At 42.0% G+C, this 19740-nt stretch carries 23 protein-coding genes; 15 read left to right on the plus strand and 8 right to left on the minus strand.

Annotation, left to right across the window (positions count from 1 at the left end; all coding sequences use genetic code 11):
* Positions 1–8 precede the first annotated feature (8 nt).
* The gene (locus tag KAN5_RS16520) at positions 9–980 is read right to left on the minus strand and encodes a calcium/sodium antiporter (RefSeq protein ID WP_138555743.1); all 972 of its coding nucleotides are present in this window, start codon (positions 978–980) and stop codon (positions 9–11) included.
* 248 nt (positions 981–1228) lie between these two features.
* Between KAN5_RS16520 and mlaF the strand changes: the two genes are divergently transcribed.
* The 7 genes from mlaF to murA are packed head-to-tail and all read left to right on the plus strand — an operon-like array spanning position 1229 to position 5888.
* Positions 1229–2044 carry a phospholipid ABC transporter ATP-binding protein MlaF gene (gene mlaF, locus KAN5_RS16525; RefSeq protein ID WP_016710066.1) on the plus strand — a complete coding sequence of 272 codons (816 nt, stop codon included), beginning with the start codon at positions 1229–1231 and terminating at the stop codon, positions 2042–2044.
* Positions 2044–2823 carry a lipid asymmetry maintenance ABC transporter permease subunit MlaE gene (mlaE, locus tag KAN5_RS16530; protein ID WP_016710065.1) on the plus strand — a complete coding sequence of 260 codons (780 nt, stop codon included), beginning with the start codon at positions 2044–2046 and terminating at the stop codon, positions 2821–2823. Before mlaF ends, mlaE begins: the two co-directional genes overlap by 1 nt.
* A gap of 14 nt (positions 2824–2837) precedes the next feature.
* Positions 2838–3386 (plus strand): outer membrane lipid asymmetry maintenance protein MlaD, encoded by a 549-nt coding sequence (gene mlaD, locus KAN5_RS16535; RefSeq protein WP_016710064.1) that lies wholly within the window; start codon positions 2838–2840, stop codon positions 3384–3386.
* A gap of 6 nt (positions 3387–3392) precedes the next feature.
* Positions 3393–4067, plus strand: coding sequence for an ABC transporter substrate-binding protein (locus KAN5_RS16540; protein WP_138555742.1), 675 nt, complete (start codon positions 3393–3395; stop codon positions 4065–4067).
* Positions 4060–4353, plus strand: a complete 294-nt coding sequence (locus KAN5_RS16545) for an STAS domain-containing protein (protein ID WP_016710062.1) — start codon at positions 4060–4062, stop codon at positions 4351–4353. Before KAN5_RS16540 ends, KAN5_RS16545 begins: the two co-directional genes overlap by 8 nt.
* Positions 4354–4358: 5 nt before the next feature.
* The gene (locus KAN5_RS16550; protein ID WP_016710061.1) at positions 4359–4616 is read left to right on the plus strand and encodes a BolA family protein; all 258 of its coding nucleotides are present in this window, start codon (positions 4359–4361) and stop codon (positions 4614–4616) included.
* Between the two features lie 12 nt (positions 4617–4628).
* Entirely contained in the window at positions 4629–5888 is a 1260-nt protein-coding gene (murA, locus tag KAN5_RS16555) for a UDP-N-acetylglucosamine 1-carboxyvinyltransferase (RefSeq protein ID WP_016710060.1), read from the plus strand.
* 39 nt (positions 5889–5927) lie between these two features.
* Here the strand turns inward: murA and KAN5_RS16560 are convergent, their stop codons facing one another.
* From KAN5_RS16560 to KAN5_RS16570, 3 genes are all read right to left on the minus strand, one after another.
* Positions 5928–7010: a trypsin-like peptidase domain-containing protein gene (locus KAN5_RS16560; RefSeq protein ID WP_016710059.1), complete on the minus strand. Its 1083-nt coding sequence runs from the start codon at positions 7008–7010 to the stop codon at positions 5928–5930.
* A 102-nt stretch (positions 7011–7112) separates the two neighbouring features.
* Entirely contained in the window at positions 7113–8465 is a 1353-nt protein-coding gene (locus KAN5_RS16565) for a Do family serine endopeptidase (RefSeq protein ID WP_016710058.1), read from the minus strand.
* A 123-nt stretch (positions 8466–8588) separates the two neighbouring features.
* A complete protein-coding gene (locus tag KAN5_RS16570) occupies positions 8589–9032 on the minus strand; it encodes a YhcB family protein (RefSeq protein WP_016710057.1) in 444 nt (147 codons plus the stop codon).
* A 153-nt stretch (positions 9033–9185) separates the two neighbouring features.
* On the opposite strand from KAN5_RS16570, the gene zapE reads away from it, so the two are divergent.
* From zapE to KAN5_RS16610, 8 genes are all read left to right on the plus strand, one after another.
* Positions 9186–10277 (plus strand): cell division protein ZapE, encoded by a 1092-nt coding sequence (gene zapE, locus KAN5_RS16575; protein WP_016710056.1) that lies wholly within the window; start codon positions 9186–9188, stop codon positions 10275–10277.
* 311 nt (positions 10278–10588) lie between these two features.
* Positions 10589–11017 carry a 50S ribosomal protein L13 gene (rplM, locus tag KAN5_RS16580; protein WP_002957960.1) on the plus strand — a complete coding sequence of 143 codons (429 nt, stop codon included), beginning with the start codon at positions 10589–10591 and terminating at the stop codon, positions 11015–11017.
* Between the two features lie 11 nt (positions 11018–11028).
* Entirely contained in the window at positions 11029–11418 is a 390-nt protein-coding gene (gene rpsI / locus KAN5_RS16585) for a 30S ribosomal protein S9 (protein WP_016710054.1), read from the plus strand.
* Positions 11419–12121: 703 nt separating this feature from the next.
* Positions 12122–12712: a ubiquinol-cytochrome c reductase iron-sulfur subunit gene (petA, locus tag KAN5_RS16590; RefSeq protein WP_016710052.1), complete on the plus strand. Its 591-nt coding sequence runs from the start codon at positions 12122–12124 to the stop codon at positions 12710–12712.
* Positions 12712–13977, plus strand: coding sequence for a cytochrome b N-terminal domain-containing protein (locus KAN5_RS16595; RefSeq protein WP_016710051.1), 1266 nt, complete (start codon positions 12712–12714; stop codon positions 13975–13977). Before petA ends, KAN5_RS16595 begins: the two co-directional genes overlap by 1 nt.
* Positions 13974–14717 carry a cytochrome c1 gene (locus KAN5_RS16600; RefSeq protein ID WP_016710050.1) on the plus strand — a complete coding sequence of 248 codons (744 nt, stop codon included), beginning with the start codon at positions 13974–13976 and terminating at the stop codon, positions 14715–14717. The genes KAN5_RS16595 and KAN5_RS16600 overlap by 4 nt, the downstream gene beginning before the upstream one ends.
* Before the next feature lie 79 nt (positions 14718–14796).
* Complete coding sequence (gene sspA / locus KAN5_RS16605) at positions 14797–15423, plus strand: stringent starvation protein SspA (RefSeq protein ID WP_016710049.1); 627 nt, start codon at positions 14797–14799, stop codon at positions 15421–15423.
* A complete protein-coding gene (locus KAN5_RS16610; protein ID WP_016710048.1) occupies positions 15423–15863 on the plus strand; it encodes a ClpXP protease specificity-enhancing factor in 441 nt (146 codons plus the stop codon). Before sspA ends, KAN5_RS16610 begins: the two co-directional genes overlap by 1 nt.
* A gap of 400 nt (positions 15864–16263) precedes the next feature.
* Here KAN5_RS16610 and dolP read toward each other — a convergent pair whose 3' ends face one another.
* The 4 genes from dolP to KAN5_RS16630 are packed head-to-tail and all read right to left on the minus strand — an operon-like array spanning position 16264 to position 19701.
* Positions 16264–16830, minus strand: a complete 567-nt coding sequence (dolP, locus tag KAN5_RS16615) for a division/outer membrane stress-associated lipid-binding lipoprotein (protein ID WP_244390130.1) — start codon at positions 16828–16830, stop codon at positions 16264–16266.
* Positions 16830–17417, minus strand: a complete 588-nt coding sequence (locus KAN5_RS16620) for an SIS domain-containing protein (RefSeq protein ID WP_016709492.1) — start codon at positions 17415–17417, stop codon at positions 16830–16832. Before KAN5_RS16620 ends, dolP begins: the two co-directional genes overlap by 1 nt.
* 1 nt (position 17418) lies before the next feature.
* Positions 17419–17790 (minus strand): YraN family protein, encoded by a 372-nt coding sequence (locus KAN5_RS16625; protein WP_016709491.1) that lies wholly within the window; start codon positions 17788–17790, stop codon positions 17419–17421.
* Between the two features lie 33 nt (positions 17791–17823).
* Positions 17824–19701 carry a penicillin-binding protein activator gene (locus KAN5_RS16630; protein ID WP_244390131.1) on the minus strand — a complete coding sequence of 626 codons (1878 nt, stop codon included), beginning with the start codon at positions 19699–19701 and terminating at the stop codon, positions 17824–17826.
* Positions 19702–19740 lie beyond the last annotated feature (39 nt).

A 19740-nucleotide genomic window follows, 5' to 3' on the forward strand; every position in this document is an offset into this window, starting at 1 on the left:
GAGTAGCATTAAGCAACTTGGTTGAAAATATAACCTTGATAGATTAAAAACGCGACCAATAAAAGGCCACCTTCAACGCGGTTTATGCGTCTTGTGCCTCTAAAACTCAAAGACATAGCAATCAATGCTATGGTGGCACCAATCATAATTAATGCATCACGGTTTGCCGCGGATGGATCGATAATTGATGGGTTGATAATACCAGCCAGCGGCAATACCGCTAAGATGTTAAAGATATTAGAGCCGACGATATTACCCAGTGCTAAATCATCTTCTTTTTTCAATACTCCAGCAATACAGGCAGCAAGCTCTGGTAAGCTGGTACCAACGGCAATAATGGTTAAGCCGATAACCAGATCACTTAAGCCGAAGAATTTGGCAATATCAACCGCTGAACCAACTAAGAAGTGCGAGCTAATAGGTAACACAATCATGCCAATAATGAGCCAAAATAACGCTGATTTAGTTGATACGTTATCTGGGACGTCCTCACAGGCTTCGCTGACAAAAGGGTCATCAGCTTGGTTTTTTGCGCGAATAGAAATAACAATTAAACCCGCAATAAAGACAACAAAGCCAATAATTAATGCAACACCCTCAGCAAATGAAAAGTAGTTATCGGAAAACACATACCAAGCAGCAATCGAAACTAATAATACTAACGGCATTTCACGCTTTAGGGTCATTGATGACACCGAAAGTGGACGTAACAGCGCGGTAATACCTAAAACAAGCAAAATATTCGTGATATTTGATCCTACCGCATTACCTACTGCGGTGTCGGTTTTACCTGCCAGAGCCGCTGAGGCAGAGACCATCATTTCAGGCGCTGACGAGCCCATTGCAACTACGGTTAAACCAACAATAAGTGTAGGGACACCGAAATTTTTTGCCAGTGCTGCTGCACCGTAAACAAAACGATCTGCACTCCACACAAGAGCTGCAAACCCGAGAATTAAAATGACAAAAGAAGTCACCATTATGTTACGCCAATTATTCAAAATGAGATGGCTGCAAATAGTAACAAAAGCGAACCTGAAAGTATAAATAAAAGAATCAGGTCAACTTGTTGTATTGATTTTGCTTAATAGAATTTTTTTAAGCGCCTGTTAAGCCTGCTGCTGTAAGGTTTTGGCTGTTATTACATAGAATATTACAAAATTTTACGATTTGTTTTTTCCATCTTGCTGTAAAAACGCTTAAAATAGGGGAACTAGTGAAAATAGTAATGGAGAGCGGCTTGTCGCAACCAATAGTAGAAATCAAGGATGTAAGCTTTTCTCGAGGCAATCGCAGCATATATAAAAATATGAGCTTTAGTGTCCCTAAAGGGAAAATTACGGCGATCATGGGACCAAGCGGAATTGGTAAAACCACCATGCTGCGTTTAATTGGTGGCCAATTAAAACCAGATAGCGGTACTATTTTATTCGAAGGCAACAACATTCCTACCATGTCCCGTAAAGAGCTTTATGCGGCACGTACCAAAATGAGTATGTTATTCCAAAGCGGCGCATTATTTACCGATATGTCGGTGTTTGACAATATCGCTTTTCCGCTGCGTGAACACACTCGTCTCAGTGAAGATTTGATCCGTCTTGTGGTGCTCATGAAACTACAAGCCGTTGGCCTACGTGGCGCTCAGGATTTAATGCCTTCTGAGCTCTCTGGCGGAATGGCGCGTCGCGCTGCATTAGCGCGTTCTATTGCACTTGATCCTGATTTAATTATGTATGATGAGCCGTTTGCAGGCCAAGATCCGATTTCAATGGGGGTGTTGGTTAAATTAATTAAGTCACTTAACCAAGTGCTTGGTTTGTCATCGCTAATTGTCACCCATGATGTAACCGAAGTAATGAGTATTGCTGATCACGTTATTATTATTGCAGAGCAAGGCGTTATTGGTAGCGGTACACCAGATGAAATGCGTCATCATGAGTCACCGCTTGTACAGCAGTTCTTAAAAGGGTTATCTGATGGCCCTGTGCCATTTCATTTCCCTGCGCAACCTTACCAGCAAGAGTTACTGGGAGGGCGCCGCTAATGTTAGATTTTTTGCAAATGTTAGGCCATAAAGCATTAGGTCGTTTTGCGGCGCTTGGCCGTTCGACACAAATGTTGTTTGGCGCGCTATGCCATTTACCTAACTTTAGAAAAGGTACCCCGTTACTGGTTCGTCAATTATATATGGTTGGTTCGCAGTCATTATTGATTATCATGGTATCGGGCTTATTTATTGGTATGGTGTTAGCGTTACAGGGCTACACTGTGCTGGTTGGCTATGGGGCAGAAGACAGCTTAGGGCCGTTAGTGGCATTGAGTTTATTGCGAGAGTTAGGGCCGGTAGTCACCGCGTTATTATTTGCTGGACGAGCAGGGAGTGCGTTGACTGCAGAAATAGGTTTAATGAAAGCAACTGAGCAGTTATCTAGCCTTGAAATGATGGCGATTGATCCTCTTAAACGTATTATTGCACCGCGCTTTTGGGCAGGTTTTATCAGTATGCCATTGTTAGCATTAATATTTTCTGCTGTTGCAATTATTGGTGCTCACTTAGTTGGCGTTGATTGGCTAGGCGTTGATACAGGCAGTTTTTGGTCAATCATGCAGTCGCAGGTGTCATTCCAGCAAGATATTTTAAATGGCATGATCAAAAGTTTTGTATTTGCCATCGTGGTTACATGGATAGCACTTTATAAAGGTTATGATTGTATACCGACCTCTGAAGGGATCAGTAAAGCAACAACAGAGACGGTAGTACACTCTTCTTTGGCTGTTTTAGGGTTTGATTTTATTTTGACAGCGGTAATGTTTACCAGCTAATAAAGGTATAAAAAATGAATTCACGGAAATTGGAAATTTTAGTTGGTTTTTTTGTTGCGTTAGGTATTGCTGCATTTGCAATGTTGGCGTTAAAAGTGGCCAATGCAGGGATCAGCGGTAATGGCGAAACGTATTTATTAAAAGCCAAATTTGAAAATATTGGTTCGTTAAAGGCGCGTGCGCCAATCAAAGTGGGTGGGGTTGTAGTTGGTCGAGTTGAGTCGATTTCAATTCATCCGCAAGAATTTGTGCCAGTTGTTGATATGACGATTGATGCGCAATATCAATGTCGTTTTTCAGACACCAGCTCAGTGTCAATTTTGACCTCAGGTATTTTAGGTGAGCAGTACCTAGGTATTAACCCTGTTATTGCGCCGAAGTCGGCTGAGCAAGCTTGTTTCGGTGTAGCAGTCACCAGTGATGATAAAGATTTAGGTTTAGATGAGCTATTTGGTGTTGAAAGCAAAGCCTTAAAAGATGGCGACTATATCACGGACACTAAATCTGCATTGGTGCTTGAAGAGTTAATCGGGCAGTTTTTATTCAATCAAGGCGGCGAGTAAATAATTATGTTTAAACAATTTTTAATGATAGTGGCGCTTACTTTCAGCGCTATCAGTATTGCAAGTGAGCCGGTTGACTTAAAAGACCCTTACAAAATGGTACGCCAAGTTTCAGATAATACGTTTCAGCGCATTACGCGTGACCAGCCTTTAATTGAAAAAGACAAAGAGCATTTACGGGTGATCGTAAAAGAAGAGCTAATGCCGTATATAGATTATAAATATGCTGCACTTCGGGTGTTAGGTAGCCATGTTTCTAAAGTTCGTTCAATTAAAGATCCTGCAGAGCAAAAACAAGCGGTTGAAGACATTAAACGCTTTATTGATGTGTTTCAAGAGTATTTAATCGCAACGTATGCTGGTGTGTTTACCCAATACACAAACCAAAAAGTAGAGTTTGGCCCAAGCAAAGAGTTTGCTGGACAAGATTTAGTATTAGTAAAAACAAAAATTGTTGAGCCGGGTAAGCCAGAAATTAAAATTGATTTTAAAGTGCGTGAAGACCGCGATGGCGAATGGCGTGCTTATGACATGGTTGCTGAGGGCATTAGCTTATTAGATGCAAAGCAAAGTGAATTCCAAGGTATTTTACGCCAACAAGGCATTGACCATGTAAGTAATCTACTTGAACAGAAAAGTAAGTTACCAGTGCAATTTAGAGGCGAAGGCGGTAATGAGTAAAGTGACGGTTACTCAGCTCAATGAACAGCAATTTCGAGTCAGTGGTGAATTGACTCGAAATTCAATTTCTGCTGAACGACTTCTGAATAAAACACCACAAAGTGACCATAAAACATGGTATTTTGACCTTTCTGAGGTGTCTAGGGTTGACACGGCGGGCTTAGCTTGGTTAATTCACTCTTTCGCAGAATTAAAGCAGCAAGGTATTCACCTTGAATTGCAAAATATTCCTGAGCAATTGCAAAAATTGATGCAGTTGGGACAGGTTACAAACCTATTTGAGTGAGAGTTATGCAAACGAGCCAGGTCGAAACCCTATTACGCGACGAACTACAATTAGCTGAAGTACATGTAAAAGCCAATGGTAGCCATTATGAAGTCATCGCAGTTGGTGATTGCTTTGATGGTTTGAGCCGTGTGAAAAAACAACAGCTAGTGTATGGGCCGTTAATGAATACTATTTCTGATGGTACAATCCATGCGGTGTCGATTAAAGCCTTTACACCGACTGAGTGGAAGCGCGAACAAAAATTCATTTTACCTCAATAAAAAGGTTTCCTCATGGATCAATTTGTAATTCAGGGTGGAACCGGACTTGCCGGTGAAGTCACTATTTCAGGCGCTAAAAATGCTGCGCTGCCCATCCTCTTTGCCGCTTTACTTGCGGATGGCAAAAGTACCTTTAACAATGTGCCTCGTTTACGTGATATTGGGACTACTGAAGCGTTATTAAAAACCCTTGGCGCAGAAACCCAATGGCATGGTGAGCAGCTTGTTATTGATGGTGGCAAAGTAGATAAAACACTCGCTCCTTATGAACTTGTTAAGCAAATGCGTGCATCGGTATTAGCTTTAGGGCCTTTGGTTGCGCGTTTTGGTCAAGCGCAAGTATCGTTGCCTGGAGGCTGTGCAATTGGCGCACGTCCTGTTGATATTCATATTCAAGGCTTAGAGCGCATGGGCGCGGTAATAAGTGTTGAGAATGGTTATATTAATGCCAAGGTTGACGGGCGTTTAAAAGGCGCTGAAATATACATGGAAATGGTTAGCGTTGGCGCAACGGAAAACTTATTGATGGCCGCTACTTTGGCCGATGGTAAAACTGTATTAGAAAATGCCGCTCGTGAACCAGAGATCATTGATTTAGCTGTGTGCTTAACCGCTATGGGCGCAAAAATTACAGGTGCGGGCACCAGCCGTATTGAAATTGAAGGTGTTGAAAAACTTCATGGTTGTGAACACCGTATTTTACCGGATCGCATTGAAACCGGTACTTTCTTGGTGGCTGCAGCGATGGCGGGTGGTGAAGTGCTGTGTAAACTTACTGATTTTCACAGCCTAGAGCCTGTGATTGAAAAGCTGCGCGCCACTAATGCGTTAATTGAAGTACACGACGACAGCATTTACCTTGATATGCGCGGCCGTGAACTCAAAGCCGTAAATATCAAAACCATGCCACACCCAGGCTTTCCTACTGATATGCAAGCTCAATTTACTGCGTTAAATGTGGTTGCTAATGGTAGTGCGACAATCACTGAGACGATTTTTGAAAACCGCTTTATGCATGTACCTGAGTTACAGCGTATGGGTGCTAATATTCGTTTAGAAGGCAATACCGCTATCTGTGGTGACACTAAAAGCCTAACTGGTGCGCAAGTGATGGCAACAGACTTACGTGCTTCAGCGAGTTTGATTTTAACGGGGATAGTAGCGCAGGGTGAAACGGTTGTTGATCGTATCTATCATGTTGATCGTGGCTATCAACGCATTGAAGATAAACTCAGTGCATTAGGTGCCAATATCAAACGTAGAAGTAGTTAATAGCCTAGAACCTAGGTCCTAGCTTCTAGGCCCTAGGTTTTATAGTTTAGTCTCAAGCTCTGCCACTTTAACCATCACTTTCAATATTTCACCATTGCGATAAAGCTCAAACTCAATTTCATGGCCGGGCTCTGAATTACCAATAATATTTAAGGTCTTTTGTGGGTTAGTGACATTTTCGCCTGCAATTTTTACCACTATGTCTTGCTCTTTGATCCCCGCTTGCCACGCAGGGCCTAATGGATCAAGGTTGGTTATACGCAGACCAGCCACTGGCGTATAGTTATCACTGACCTCTTTACCTGTGCTATCAACAGCGGTACCCGTGAAACCTAGATAGCCGCGTACAACACGTCCATGACGGATCAGTTTATCCATTACTTCTTTGGCTAACGAGTAAGGAACTGCAAAGAATATTCCTTGAATATCTAAGTTCTCCCGGGTTTTAAATTGTGCGGAGGTGATGCCAACGAGATCGCCGTTAGAATTGACCAGTGCGCCGCCTGAATTGCCAACATTGATTGCGGCATCCATTTGTAACAGGCTGTTGTAGGGGCTGTCGGTAATTTTTTGTTTTCCCGTTGCACTGATGATCCCTTGGGTGATGGTTTGTCCTAAATTAAGCGGGTTACCAATTGCAAGGACGACATCGCCAACTCGTGGTATAAAACGGTCGCTGATCGGGATCACTGGCAAGTGCTCTACATTAATTTTTAATAATGCTAGGTCGGTGATGGTATCAAAGCCGATCAGCTGCACATCAAAATAACGACGGCCATCAGTGAGTAGCACCATAATTTGGTCAGCGTTATTGATCACATGATAGTTAGTTAGAATATAGCCATCACTTGACATGATCACGCCTGAGCCAAGTTCTTGCACGGTATTTTGCCGTTTGTAGCGTGGCTCTTTTGAAATGCTTTCAGAAATGATAGTTACAACCGAAGGTGCGGCGCGTTGTACTGCATCAGCAAAGCTCAGGTGATTAACACTCATGGCGCTTGGCAGTGGGACATTGGGTAGTAAGGTTGCACGCATATTTGGGCTAAAAAAAACGACCAAAAAGGCGATGCCGAGTCCGGCAAACAGCGGAGGAAGGACAAACTTAAAGAATTTCAGCACAATTTTCTTATTCTTAGTGAGCAATCTGGTAATGATGGCACAAAAAAAATAGCAGCGGCAAGTGCCACTGCTATTTTTTATGTCATTTGTGCAATATTTACTTTATTGAATTAAAACAAATACTGACTCACGACCACGTTGTACCCCAAGTACTATGTTTCCTTTGGTATTCTCAATGATCTTATTCATATCATGAATTGTTGCAACGCGCTGGCGATTGACCTGCATAATAACATCACCTTCTTCAAGACCGACTCTTGCTGATGGTGAACGTGGGTCAACAGTTGTTACTTCGACGCCTTTTGCTCCGTTTTTCTGGGTGTTCTCAAGCGTGGCTCCTTGGAATGCAGGGTGAAGTTCATCCCCTGCGGCAGTGAGGCCTGATGCGCCATCAAGTGTCACTTTAACCGTTTGTACTTTGCCATCGCGGTAAATTCCCAGTTTAACTTTTTTACCTTCACCTAAGGTAGCAATTTTACTGCGTAGTTCGTGGAAGCCACTGATTTCGCTACCATCAATGCTAATAATTACGTCACCGGCTTTGATGCCTGCTTTACTTGCAGCAGAATCATCCATCACTTGCATGACGTAAGCACCTTGTTTTACATCTAGCTTTTGCGCTTTGGCAAGGCCTGCGTCAAGTGGACGGCCAGAAATACCTAATGAGCCACGACGTACCTCGCCATGCTCAATAATTTGATCAACTAGGTTTTTCATCATATTAGATGGGATGGCAAAGCCAATGCCCACATTACCACCAGAGGCACCTAAAATAGCAGTGTTAATGCCGATTAGCTCACCGTTGAGATTAACGAGTGCACCACCAGAGTTACCTTGATTTATCGCGGCGTCAGTTTGAATAAAGTCTTCATAGCCTTCAATATTTAAGCCGCTGCGGCCAAGCGCACTGACAATACCTGATGTTACGGTATGGCTTAAACCAAAAGGATTACCAATAGCAACGGCAAAATCACCCACGCGAAGTTGATCTGAATTAGCCAGCTTTACGGCTACTAAGTCTTCAGCATCAATTTGCAATAGGGCGATATCTGACTCTTTATCGCTGCCGATTTTAGTTGCTTCATATTCGCGGCCATCTTCAAGAGTCACTAGCATTTTTTCTGCGTCTTGAACTACATGATTGTTAGTCACTACGTAGCCTTCTTTAGCATCAATAATAACCCCTGATCCTAAACCACTAAATTCACGTTTTTGACTGCGTGGTTGCGGGTTGCCAAAAAAGAAATCAAGCGGATCGGCGCGACGACGAACTTCTTTTGAGCCGGATACTTGGATGCTGACAACGCCCGGTGTTATTTGTTCTAGCATAGGCGCTAACGTTGGTAATTGTTGACCATTAACAGCGATAGGCATTTTTGCCATTGATACAGCAGGGGCCAATAATAAGCTGGTAGATAACATTGCTGCACTGATTAACGATAGTTTCATTTTCATAGTCAGGGTTTACTCCACATCACAGGAAAAAGCACAAACAAAAAAGGCTGCATGTAAGCAGCCTTTTCGAATTTAAATATAAAGCTGTTACATTTAAAGACTATGGGGTCAAAAAAAAGTTCATCAAGATACTTTAGAATGTTCTGAAACTTTATTTTCACCAGCAAATAATCCTGAAGTACCGGCTACATAGTCAGAAGGTTGTGCGTGTGCTGATGAACGATCACTTTGACGCTCTTTTAATGAACGTTGTAATTGTTCTGTCGTTTCTTTTGAGAAGAATGGTTCTGCGGGGTGTTGTTTTTTGTCAGTCAACAGTAGCTTATTGGTTTCATCAACATGGTTTAATAGTTGATCATAGTTGTCTTTCATTTTGCTAACTAACTTACTGGTACTTGCTAAGTGATCTGCAACGTCTTGGCGATATTGCTCCAAAGCATTTTTAGCTTGTTCAGCTTGTTGTTCCAGCTCATCTTGTTTAAATTGCTTTTTGGTTACAAATGCACCTAGGAAAAAAGCCGCCACTGCCACAATAATAATAATGCCGATCCAAGTAACTGTGCCCATAAATTCTACCCCTTTGGGAATTAATACGTAAAAAATAAAAATAACGCCTAAATTGCGTATTCAATAATAAATCCTGTTGTTGCTAATATACCCCGAGTTACGATGCGTGTTAACATATTGCGTAAATTAAACCGTGTTTTATTGTAACTATCTATGACTCCTTGGCAAAAATATCAACAAGATTTACAACGCGATGACTTTGTTTACGATGCCGCGCAAGAAAATGCCGTGCGTCACTTACAAAGACTCTTTGATGACTTAACAGCTCCAAAGCCTGCCGCTAAAGGTTGGTTTTCTAAGCTCTTTAATAATAAAGATAGCACGCCACCTATAAAAGGTTTGTATTTTTGGGGTGGGGTAGGTCGTGGTAAAACATACTTAGTTGATACCTTTTATGAAGCGCTACCTGGCAAGCGAAAGATGCGTGTGCATTTTCATCGCTTTATGCACCGAGTTCATGATGAGTTAAAGAAATTAGATAAAACAGCGAATCCACTTGAAGTTGTTGCGGATATTTTAAAAACCGAAACTGACATTATTTGTTTTGATGAGTTTTTTGTTCAAGATATCACCGATGCTATGCTACTTGGTGGTTTAATGGAGGCCTTATTTGAGCGAGGCATAGTATTAGTTGCTACATCGAATATCGTACCTGATGAGTTATACCGTAATGGCCTGCAACGCGCCCGTTTTTTACCTGCCATTAAGTTGGTCAATGAAAACACAGTGATTGTGAACGTAGATTCGGGGATTGATTACCGGTTACGTACTTTAGAGCAAGCAGAGATATTCCACAGCCCACTCGATGCGCAAGCGGATAAAAACTTATTTGAATATTTTGATAAATTATCGCCAGAGCCGGGCGTACTTGATAAATCAATTGAGATTGAAGGGCGGATGATCAAAACACGTAAAGTGTCAGATTGTATTGTAATGTTTGATTTTCCAGAGCTTTGCGAAACCGCCCGTAGTCAAGTGGACTACATGGAGATCAGCCGTCTTTATAACACCGTGATCTTATCTAACGTAAAGCAGCTCGGGCAAAGTAATGATGATGCTGCACGCCGTTTTATTGCGTTGGTAGATGAGTTTTACGAACGCCACGTAACATTAATTATCTCTGCTGAGAAACCGATCACTGAGCTTTACACGCAAGGTAACCTTAACTTCGAGTTCAAGCGCTGCATTAGCCGATTACAAGAAATGCAGTCACTAGAGTATTTAGCAAGAGAGCATTTGGCTTAGTCTGAGCCGTCAGCCGTCAGCCGTCAGTTTAAGACAAATTCGTCTTTACACGAAAGTTGCAGCGGGCAAATTTTCTAGCTGATAGCTGATAGAAGAAATTTCTTGCGGAAAAAACAACCGTCGAGTAGCAATGTGGTAAAAGTGCTGGTATACTCCCGCGTCTGCCACGTTGCGTTCTATTGCCTTCATCAGATTAGCCTCTTTTGAATGGCGCTAAAGTCTTAAACTCGAAGGGGTTGGAGCAAACATTTAGAGCGGTAATTAATAATAATTACCTGTGGTTTTAATTGAAAAACATTGGATTTTTATAAATGAAAACGTTTGTTGCTAAACCAGAAACAGTAAAACGTGACTGGTACGTAGTTGACGCTGAAGGTAAAACTTTAGGTCGCATCGCTACTGAAATCGCTCATCGCCTACGCGGTAAGCACAAAGCTGAGTACACTCCACACGTAGATACTGGTGATTACATCATCGTTATCAACGCGGAGAAAGTTACTGTAACTGGTAACAAGTTCAAAGATAAAGTGTACTATGCTCACTCTGGTTTCCCAGGTGGTCTTAAGTCTACTACTTTTGATAAACTTCAAGCTGCAAAGCCTGAAATGATCATCGAGAAAGCTGTTAAGGGCATGTTGCCACGTGGTCCTTTAGGCCGCGCAATGTACCGTAAACTTAAAGTTTACGCGGGTACTGAGCACAACCATGCTGCACAACAGCCTCAGGTTCTAGACATTTAAGGAGCACTAACATGGCAAATCAATACTACGGTACAGGTCGTCGTAAAAGTTCAAGTGCTCGCGTATTCTTACGCCCAGGCACTGGTAACATCGTAATCAACAATCGCTCTTTAGAAGAGTATTTTGGTCGCGAAACAGCACGCATGGTTGTTCGTCAAGCTCTAGGGCTTGTTGATATGACTGAAAAGTTTGATCTTTACATCACCGTTGCTGGTGGTGGTACTACTGGTCAAGCTGGTGCTATCCGTCACGGTATCACTCGTGCACTTATGGAGTTTGACGAGTCACTACGTCCACAACTTCGTAAAGCAGGTTTCGTTACTCGTGATGCACGTAAAGTTGAACGTAAGAAAGTGGGTCTTAAGAAAGCGCGTAAGCGTCCACAGTTCTCAAAACGTTAATATTTACGTTATCAAGAATTCAAAAACCCAGCCTCGGCTGGGTTTTTTGTTTTTGCGGCTATAAAAGTTAGCGATAAGCCTTGAGTTTTATATGGTGGTATTATTTAATCTTGAAAAACTCGCAACTCGCAACTCGCAACTCGCAACTCGCAACTCGCAACTCGCAACTCGCAACTCGCAACTCGCAACTCGCAACTCGCAACTCGCAACTCGCGCTCTCTATAAGTGAATGCAAATTCGCACTTTTTATTAGTAACCAGCAAACTCGCATCAAATATGCGCCTAATAATTAACCTGCTTTGGCCTTTACTGCGTGTAACTCAAAAAAAAGTTCAATAATTATTGTAATAAGTGTAAATCCGTCAGTTAATTGGTGAATTTTTTTGCTACAATTGTCTGGCAAGTAATGTGAGTGAGTTCAACAGCACCATGTGCAGTTTATCTGTTTCCTCTTAGTGAGGTTGATCTTGGTCAGTATATTGTTTTTTAAAGACGCTATTATAACAAACGGCTTCATACTCGAGCCGACCCTATTAATAATTTAATTAAATCGGGTTTATTCGAGCATGGAACTGTGAATAACCTTGTTTTAATCAAGGGTTTTAATTATGATCGCGTCTATTTTAAAATTTCTAAAAATTAACCTGCTGTAACTGATGTTCTCAATATAGCAAGTGTTGGGAATCATAGTGGAGATAAGTGGATGAGCAATGCGCCTGTAGACAATGGCCGACGTCGCTTTTTAACCATAGCTACCTCTGTTGTAGGTGGTGTTGGTGCGGCTGGGGCTGCTGTTCCTTTTATTGCGTCTTGGAATCCAAGTGAGCGAGCTAAATCTGCGGGTGCGCCTGTAGAAGTAGATATCAGCAAGCTTGAGCCTGGGCAATTAATACGTGTCGAGTGGCGTGGTAAACCTGTATGGGTTGTATCACGTACCCCAAAAATGCTTGAGCAGATGAAAGCTCACGAAGATCAACTTCGTGATCCTGCATCTGAAGAGCCTCAACAACCTGAATCAGCTGTAAACGAATACCGTTCAAAACGTCCGGAAATTTTCGTTGCTGTTGGTATTTGTACACACTTAGGTTGTTCACCAGGCTTTTTTGAAGGCAACTTTAGTGAAAAAGTAGAAGGAACCGATGATGGTTTCTACTGCCCATGTCACGGTTCTAAATTTGATATGGCAGGTCGCGTATTCCAAGCGGTTCCAGCACCATTAAATTTAGAAGTACCGCCTTACACCTTTATCGATGACACCACTATTTTAGTGGGCGAAGAAGAAGGGGCTGCCTAATGTTTGGTAAGATTATTGGTTGGATCGACGACCGTATCCCAATGACACGTGTTTGGAACATGCATATTGCACAGTATCCAGCACCAAAAAACTTTAACTTCTGGTACTTCTTTGGCTCTTTAGCTATGTTAGTGCTGGTAAACCAAATCCTAACTGGTATTTGGTTAACGATGAACTTTGTTCCGTCAGCTGAAGGTGCATTTGCTTCTGTAGAATACATCATGCGTGATGTTGAATACGGCTGGTTATTACGTTATTTGCATTCAACCGGTGCATCAGCGTTCTTTATCGTTGTCTATCTACATATGTTCCGTGGCATGATCTACGGTTCTTATCAAAAACCACGTGAATTACTGTGGTTGTTTGGTATGTTTATCTTCTTAGCGCTTATGGCTGAAGCCTTCATGGGTTACTTATTACCTTGGGGTCAAATGTCATTTTGGGGTGCACAGGTAATCATTTCATTATTCGGTGCGATTCCGGTTATTGGTGATGACTTAACGCTTTGGATCCGTGGTGACTACGTAATTTCAGGTGCAACGCTTAACCGCTTCTTCGCACTGCATGTAATTGCGTTACCTTTAGTGATCGTTATCTTAGTATTCTTACATATTGTTGCACTTCACGAAGTGGGTTCAAATAACCCTGATGGTGTTGAAATCAAACGTAAGAAAGGCTCTGTTGCAGAAGAAGATAAGCCTAAATTTAAATTCCATGAGTATTACACTGACAAGAAAGACATTGTTGATGCGATACCGTTCCACCCATATTACACAGTAAAAGATATTATGGGCGTGGTAGGTTTCTTAATCTTATTTTGTTGGGTTGTGTTCTTTATGCCTGCGATGGGTGGGTTCTTTTTAGAAGCGCCGAACTTTGAGCCAGCAAACCCACTTAAGACGCCTGAACATATTTTCCCTGTTTGGTACTTTACGCCATTCTATGCAATCTTACGTGCAATCCCAGATAAATTAATCGGTGTTGTCGCTATGGGTGCATCGATTGTTGTACTGGCTCTGTTACCTTGGATTGACCGTGGTACAGTTAAATCAGTTCGTTACCGTTGTGGCTTCCATAAATGGAACATCGCAGGTTTTGTGGTGACTTTCGTTTTACTTGGTTGGGTGGGCGCAACTCCACAAACTGATTTGAAAACGATTATCTCGCAAATCTGTACTGTGACTTACTTTATGTTCTTCGTGCTGTTATTTGTATACAGTAAGAATGAAAAAACTAAGCCATTGCCAGAGAGGTTAACGAAATGATGAAGAAGCTAATTATCGGTTTATTTGCTTTATCAATAAACGTATTGCCGGCAATGGCTGCAGGTCCTTCGGTTCCGTTAATGGAAGCGGGCAATGACCTTACAGATCAGCCATCATTGCAACGTGGTGCAAAGTTGTTCATGAATTATTGTCTTGGTTGTCACCAAATGCAGTATCAACGTTATGAGCGTACTTTTCGTGATATCGGTATTCCTACAGAGGTAGGTCTTGAGCAGTTAATTTTTGACGGTTCAAAAGTAGGTAGCCATATTACCAATGCAATTACTAAAGATGATGCTGCAAAATGGTTTGGTGCGGCTCCGCCGGATCTAACAAATGTTGCGCGAGTGCGTGGCAGTGATTGGATTTACACCTATTTAAAATCGTTTTATAAAGATGAATCTCGTCCGTTCGGTGTGAATAATACAATATTCCCATCGGTAGGTATGCCGCATGTTCTACAAGAGCTGCAAGGTTTACCTACGCCTATCACTGAAGAAGTGGAAGAACATGGTCAAACTGTGACTAAAGTTGTTGGCACTAAAACAGATGGCACTGGCGAATTAAGTGTAGATGAGTATGACCAAGCTGTTCGTGATTTAACGAACTTCCTAGAGTACGTAGGTGAGCCTACGCGTCTTGAATCGGAAGCGCTTGGCCTTAAGGTAATCGGATTCTTAATTATCCTCTTTATCTTGTCATTTATGCTGAAGAAAGAATACTGGAGAGATGTTCATTAATCTTGAACATATTTAAAGGTAATTTTGCAATAGGGGCTTAAGCCCCTATTGCTGTTTTTGTTATTTAATGGAGGTAGGCATGGCCGTAGCTGCCAATAAGCGCCCTGTAATGACCCTTTTTTCTGGTGCTAACTGTATGTATAGCCATCAAGTACGCATTGTACTTGCTGAAAAAGGCGTAAGTGTAGATATTCATCTGGCTGAAAAGGACAACCTGCCAGAAGCACTTCATGAAATTAACCCTTACGGTACAGTGCCAACACTGATCGACCGTGAGCTTGGTTTATATCAGGCAAACATCATCATGGAATACCTTGATGAACGTTTTCCTCATCCTCCACTAATGCCTGTTTATCCGGTAATGCGTGGCCGTAGCCGTTTGATGATGCATCGTATCGATACAGACTGGTATAGTTTAGCTGCTAAAATTTACGACAATGGTGCAGAATCTGCTCAAGCACGTAAAGAATTAACAGAAGCTCTACTTGCTGTTTCAGCCATCTTCACCGAAGCGCCATATTTTATGAGCGAAGAATTCAGCTTAGTTGATTGTTACTTAGCGCCGTTATTATGGCGTTTACCAGAGCTTGGTATTGAGTTAACAGGTGCAGGTTCAAAAGAAATGAAAGAATATATGATCCGTTTATTTGAACGTGAATCATTCCAAGCTTCTTTGACTGAAACTGAGCGCGAGATCCGTTTGTAATGACGCCTAATCGTCCTTATTTATTACGCGCTTTCTTTGATTGGATTGTCGATAATCAGTGTACACCGCATTTAGTGGTTAACGCTGATTTTCCAGCAGTACAAATACCAACACAGTTTGTTCAAGATGGTCAAATTGTATTGAATATTAGTCCTTCTGCTGTAACACAATTCTCAATGGATAATCAGCAGTTAAGCTTCAATGCACGTTTTGGCGGTCAGCCAATGCAAGTTTATGTACCAATCGGTGCTGTACTTGCTATCTATGCCCGCGAAAACGGTGAAGGCACGGTGTTTACCGCAGATGAGTTTTTAGAGGACGAAGACGAATTTGCAGCTGAGTTAGAAAGTGTTGATGTCGCAGATGAATTGTTACCTGACGAACCAGCACCAGCTAAGCCAGAAAAGAAAAAAGGCTCACATTTACGTGTTATTAAGTAATATGTAATTGTTTGATAAAAACCGCTTAGTAGCGGTTTTTTTATGTCTGAATAAAAGCAGGTTCTAGATCAAAGTGAAAGGTGCTAGGTACTAGGGAAGAGACTAGGGGCTAGGTAAACTCACGGCTACGGGCTGCATGGGGGGAGGTTTATTGTATGCGGGGCTTTATGCCGCGCTTAATAGGTTAAAGGGAAAATACTAGGGGCTAGGATTCGTAGCCCGTTCCCCGTATAGCTCGTGGCTTTTTTTTCCCGGTGGTAAACATAAACCTGCGCGAGGTAAACTCCCACCTACAGGAATTAAAAAAGCCTTGCGATATTAACCGCAAGGCTTTTAAACTCGTTGCTCGTTGCTCGTTGCTCGTTGCTCGTTGCTCGTTGCTCGTTGCTCCTGATACCTTTTACAAATATTCAAATACTTTAATTACACGCTCTACACCAGATACATTACGGGCAACGTCTACAGCGGTGTTCGATTCAGCATTTGATACTAAGCCCATTAAAAATACTTCACCGTTCTCTGTAACTACTTTGATGTTGTTGCTACTGATATTTTCAGTGGTGAGTAATTGTGTTTTTACTTTAGAGGTAAGCCAAGAGTCGTGGGTTCGGGTGCTCATACTTATATTAGAGCCAATACGCAGCTGGTTATGTATTTTACGTATTGCAGGTAAGCCCTCAATCGCTCGCTGAGCTTCGTCTTTCATTTCTTGGTTAGCAACTTGGCCTACGAGTAATACAATGCCGTTAACGCTAATTACGTTAATATTGGCATGATCAGCAAGACGAGGCACATCGTTTATTGCAACCCCAGCTTTGATTTCAATATTGCTATCGTCTATTTGTGAGCCAAGCGTACGACGATCGTTTGCTGCAGTAACAGCTCCCGCAGTGCCAGCGACGACTGCAGCGGCACAACCTTGTAATAATAAAACCGTACTGATAACGATAAGAGATTGTTTCAACATTAATTTTCTTCCTGTGGGAATAAGGTTAAGTCGACGAGTTCGCTTAAACAATGAAGATTAACCAAGTGAGATTCAATAATGCGACTTGGACGTTTTGATGGCACACGTATTTCTACGTCATTTGCACCCAATAAACCAACTAATTCACCACCGTCATCACCAACCAACACAATGACTTTCATATCTTTAGTGAGTGCCGCTTCAACTGCGCTAATGATATTTTTTTCATTACCATTGATTGCCAACACTAACAGTAAGTCGCCTTGTTGAGCAAAAGCGCGAACTTGACGAGCAAAAGTATCTTGGTCATCACTTTGGTTGTTTTGACCAAGATTGATATGTTCTTGAGAGAGAGCAATTGCGGGTAAACACGGGCGTTCGGTTTCATAGTAATTGATCAATACACCTGCCATATGCTGTGCAAGCATATGGCAGCTAGCGGTGCCGCAACAGATCAATTTATTACCATTGATCAGGCTTTGCGCTATGGTAAATGCAGCTGCTTCTAATGCACTAGGGAGTACTTCACCTGCGGCAATTTGCACTTGAATGCTTTCTGTAAAAATTTCTTTAATGGTATCTTGCATATTAAAATACGTTTTTTATCCAATTAAGTTGTTGTGATGCTTCGCCGGTTATAGCGACAAAGTCAATTCGTATTGCTTGGTCACTCAGTTTTTTCGCCGCTAAATAATGGTAAATTGACCGTTTTAAGCGTGCTTGCTTTTGCTTCCCTAAAGCATGGAGTGCTCCGCCTTTAACATGGCTACTGCGAAATTTCACTTCCACAAACACTAACGTGTTGCCATCGCGCATTATTACATCTAGCTCCCCGTAAGGGCAGTTATAGTTACACTCAATAGGGATTAGCCCCTGCGCAACTAAATATTTTTGAGCTTCTTGCTCGTAGTATTGGCCTTTTTCCCGGCTATTTTGCCACAGCTGTTTAAACCACGACATAATGACATCCTTGTTTGATAAGTTTGTTAACAACTACTCACTGTTAGATAAGGTGGTAGCTGATTGCATAAATAAGGGCATCGGCGCTGATGTTTGTAACTGCACTGCTTGGATCTGCCTATCTTTGTACTGTGCCCAATCAAGATGACGATTAACTTGGCCATCACTGGTAATACTTAACTGTCCGGTTAAGCCATTAAAGCGTTTACCGGGGATCATACTCAATTGTGTAATATTACTGAGCATTGCCACAGAGTCATACGCCATGGCAAATAAACGTTGGCTAATATCGGCTTGATCAGGCCACAATGAATTATATTGTTGACGCAAACTATGATCTGCAATTTGCCCACTCAACATCCAAGGTAGTTCAGTAAAATACAAGCCTTCGAGGTCGCCTTTATCTGTACTATCTATTTGTTTACTATGGCTTTTAGAGCTGGCATACAGAGGGATGCGATCTGCAAAAGTACTCACGTTGACATCTAAATAAGGTTTGATAAGTCGCGTTTCCATCGCATCACCAAGGATATAAATAACATCAATATCACGGCGAGAGCGGGTTTCACTTTCGACTTCTTGTTTAAATAGCGATTTAACCGAAGCAACACGCTCTTTTGATTTATCTACTTCAAGCAAGCTGATTATAGTGGTAGGCATGTCTTTTTTATCATTATACAGCCCGACTTCCGGAGTCGTTTCGCTGTAGCGTTGCCATTGTACGTTGAAAAAATCAACTAAGCGCTGCCCTGTACTATTATTAGGTGCTAATAACATTGGCTTTTGGTAGCCCACCGTTAAAAAGTGTTCAAGAGCTTGCTGTACTTCGTGCTCAGGGTTTAAGGCAAAATAGTAATGCTGCGGTGATTGGCGTTCGGCATCTGCTGTATTTAAGTGCAGTACAGGGTAGTCTAATAAGGTTTTGCTTGCAGCAAACTTATCGATATTTCCTTTGAGCAACGGACCAATCACAAAGCTTGGTTGGGCTTCGTGTAATTTAACCGTCAACTCTTCAGGACTGAGCATTTCGTCAATAAAAATGGTTTCATCAATCGCGGCGTTATCTAATGCAGCTAGTACACCCGCTTTTAAGGCATCCCCCAAACGTTGATTAGCGCCAGATTGCGGCAATAATACCACTAAACGTTCAATAGTAAGGGGGGTAATGGCGATTAACTCAGCCGCTTTTTTTGGCAATACATCAATTGCAGGGTGACCAGGGTAACGGCGTTGCCAATTATTAATCGCTTGATCAAGCTCAACCGGCGCACCTAAATATACTTGATGATAAAGAGCTAAGTTTACCCAGCCTTGCTGCACTACCGAGCCGCGATTAAAGCGCTCCAACGCATACGATGATAATTGTTGTAAATTGTGCCAAAGATCATGGTTGAGTTGTGGGATCGTTAAGTTATTTTTGCTGGCGGTTTCAGACGCGCGAAAAAAATACTCCATCGCTTCTTTTGGCAAATTTTGTGACGCATACACACTGGCAGTTAAATATTGGTGCCAAGCAAAATGTTCAGGTTGAGTTAGTTGGTTGTCTAAGCTGGCTAAGATCTCAAGTGCGGCGGTATTCTTATTTTGTTGTTTTTGCGCAAACGCGATATACAGCTTATTCTGCACTTGATCTACGCTCGGTGTGCGTTCTAATTCAGTGCATATTTGCTCTAGGAGTGGCCATTGTTGCTCTGTGATCGCCGCATCTCGTGCACTATACAAGAGTTGAATTTGGTCCACACCTTGGCGATTTAAAGCTAGTTGGTACAGTGATTGTGCATCAGTTGCTTGAATTTGTGATGAGCTATTAGCTGAACTGAGATTTTCAGTGGTTTTAGTCGGTTTTTCGGTTGTACTACAGGCCGATAACCCTGACAATATGATAACTAGACTAACAAGTTTAAGTCGCACAATGATTTCCCAATACGTTAAACGCGATTTGCTTATATT

Origin of the sequence: Pseudoalteromonas sp. KAN5, assembly GCF_022846535.1 — a bacterium.
In the GTDB taxonomy this organism is placed as follows: Bacteria; Pseudomonadota; Gammaproteobacteria; order Enterobacterales; family Alteromonadaceae; genus Pseudoalteromonas; species Pseudoalteromonas haloplanktis.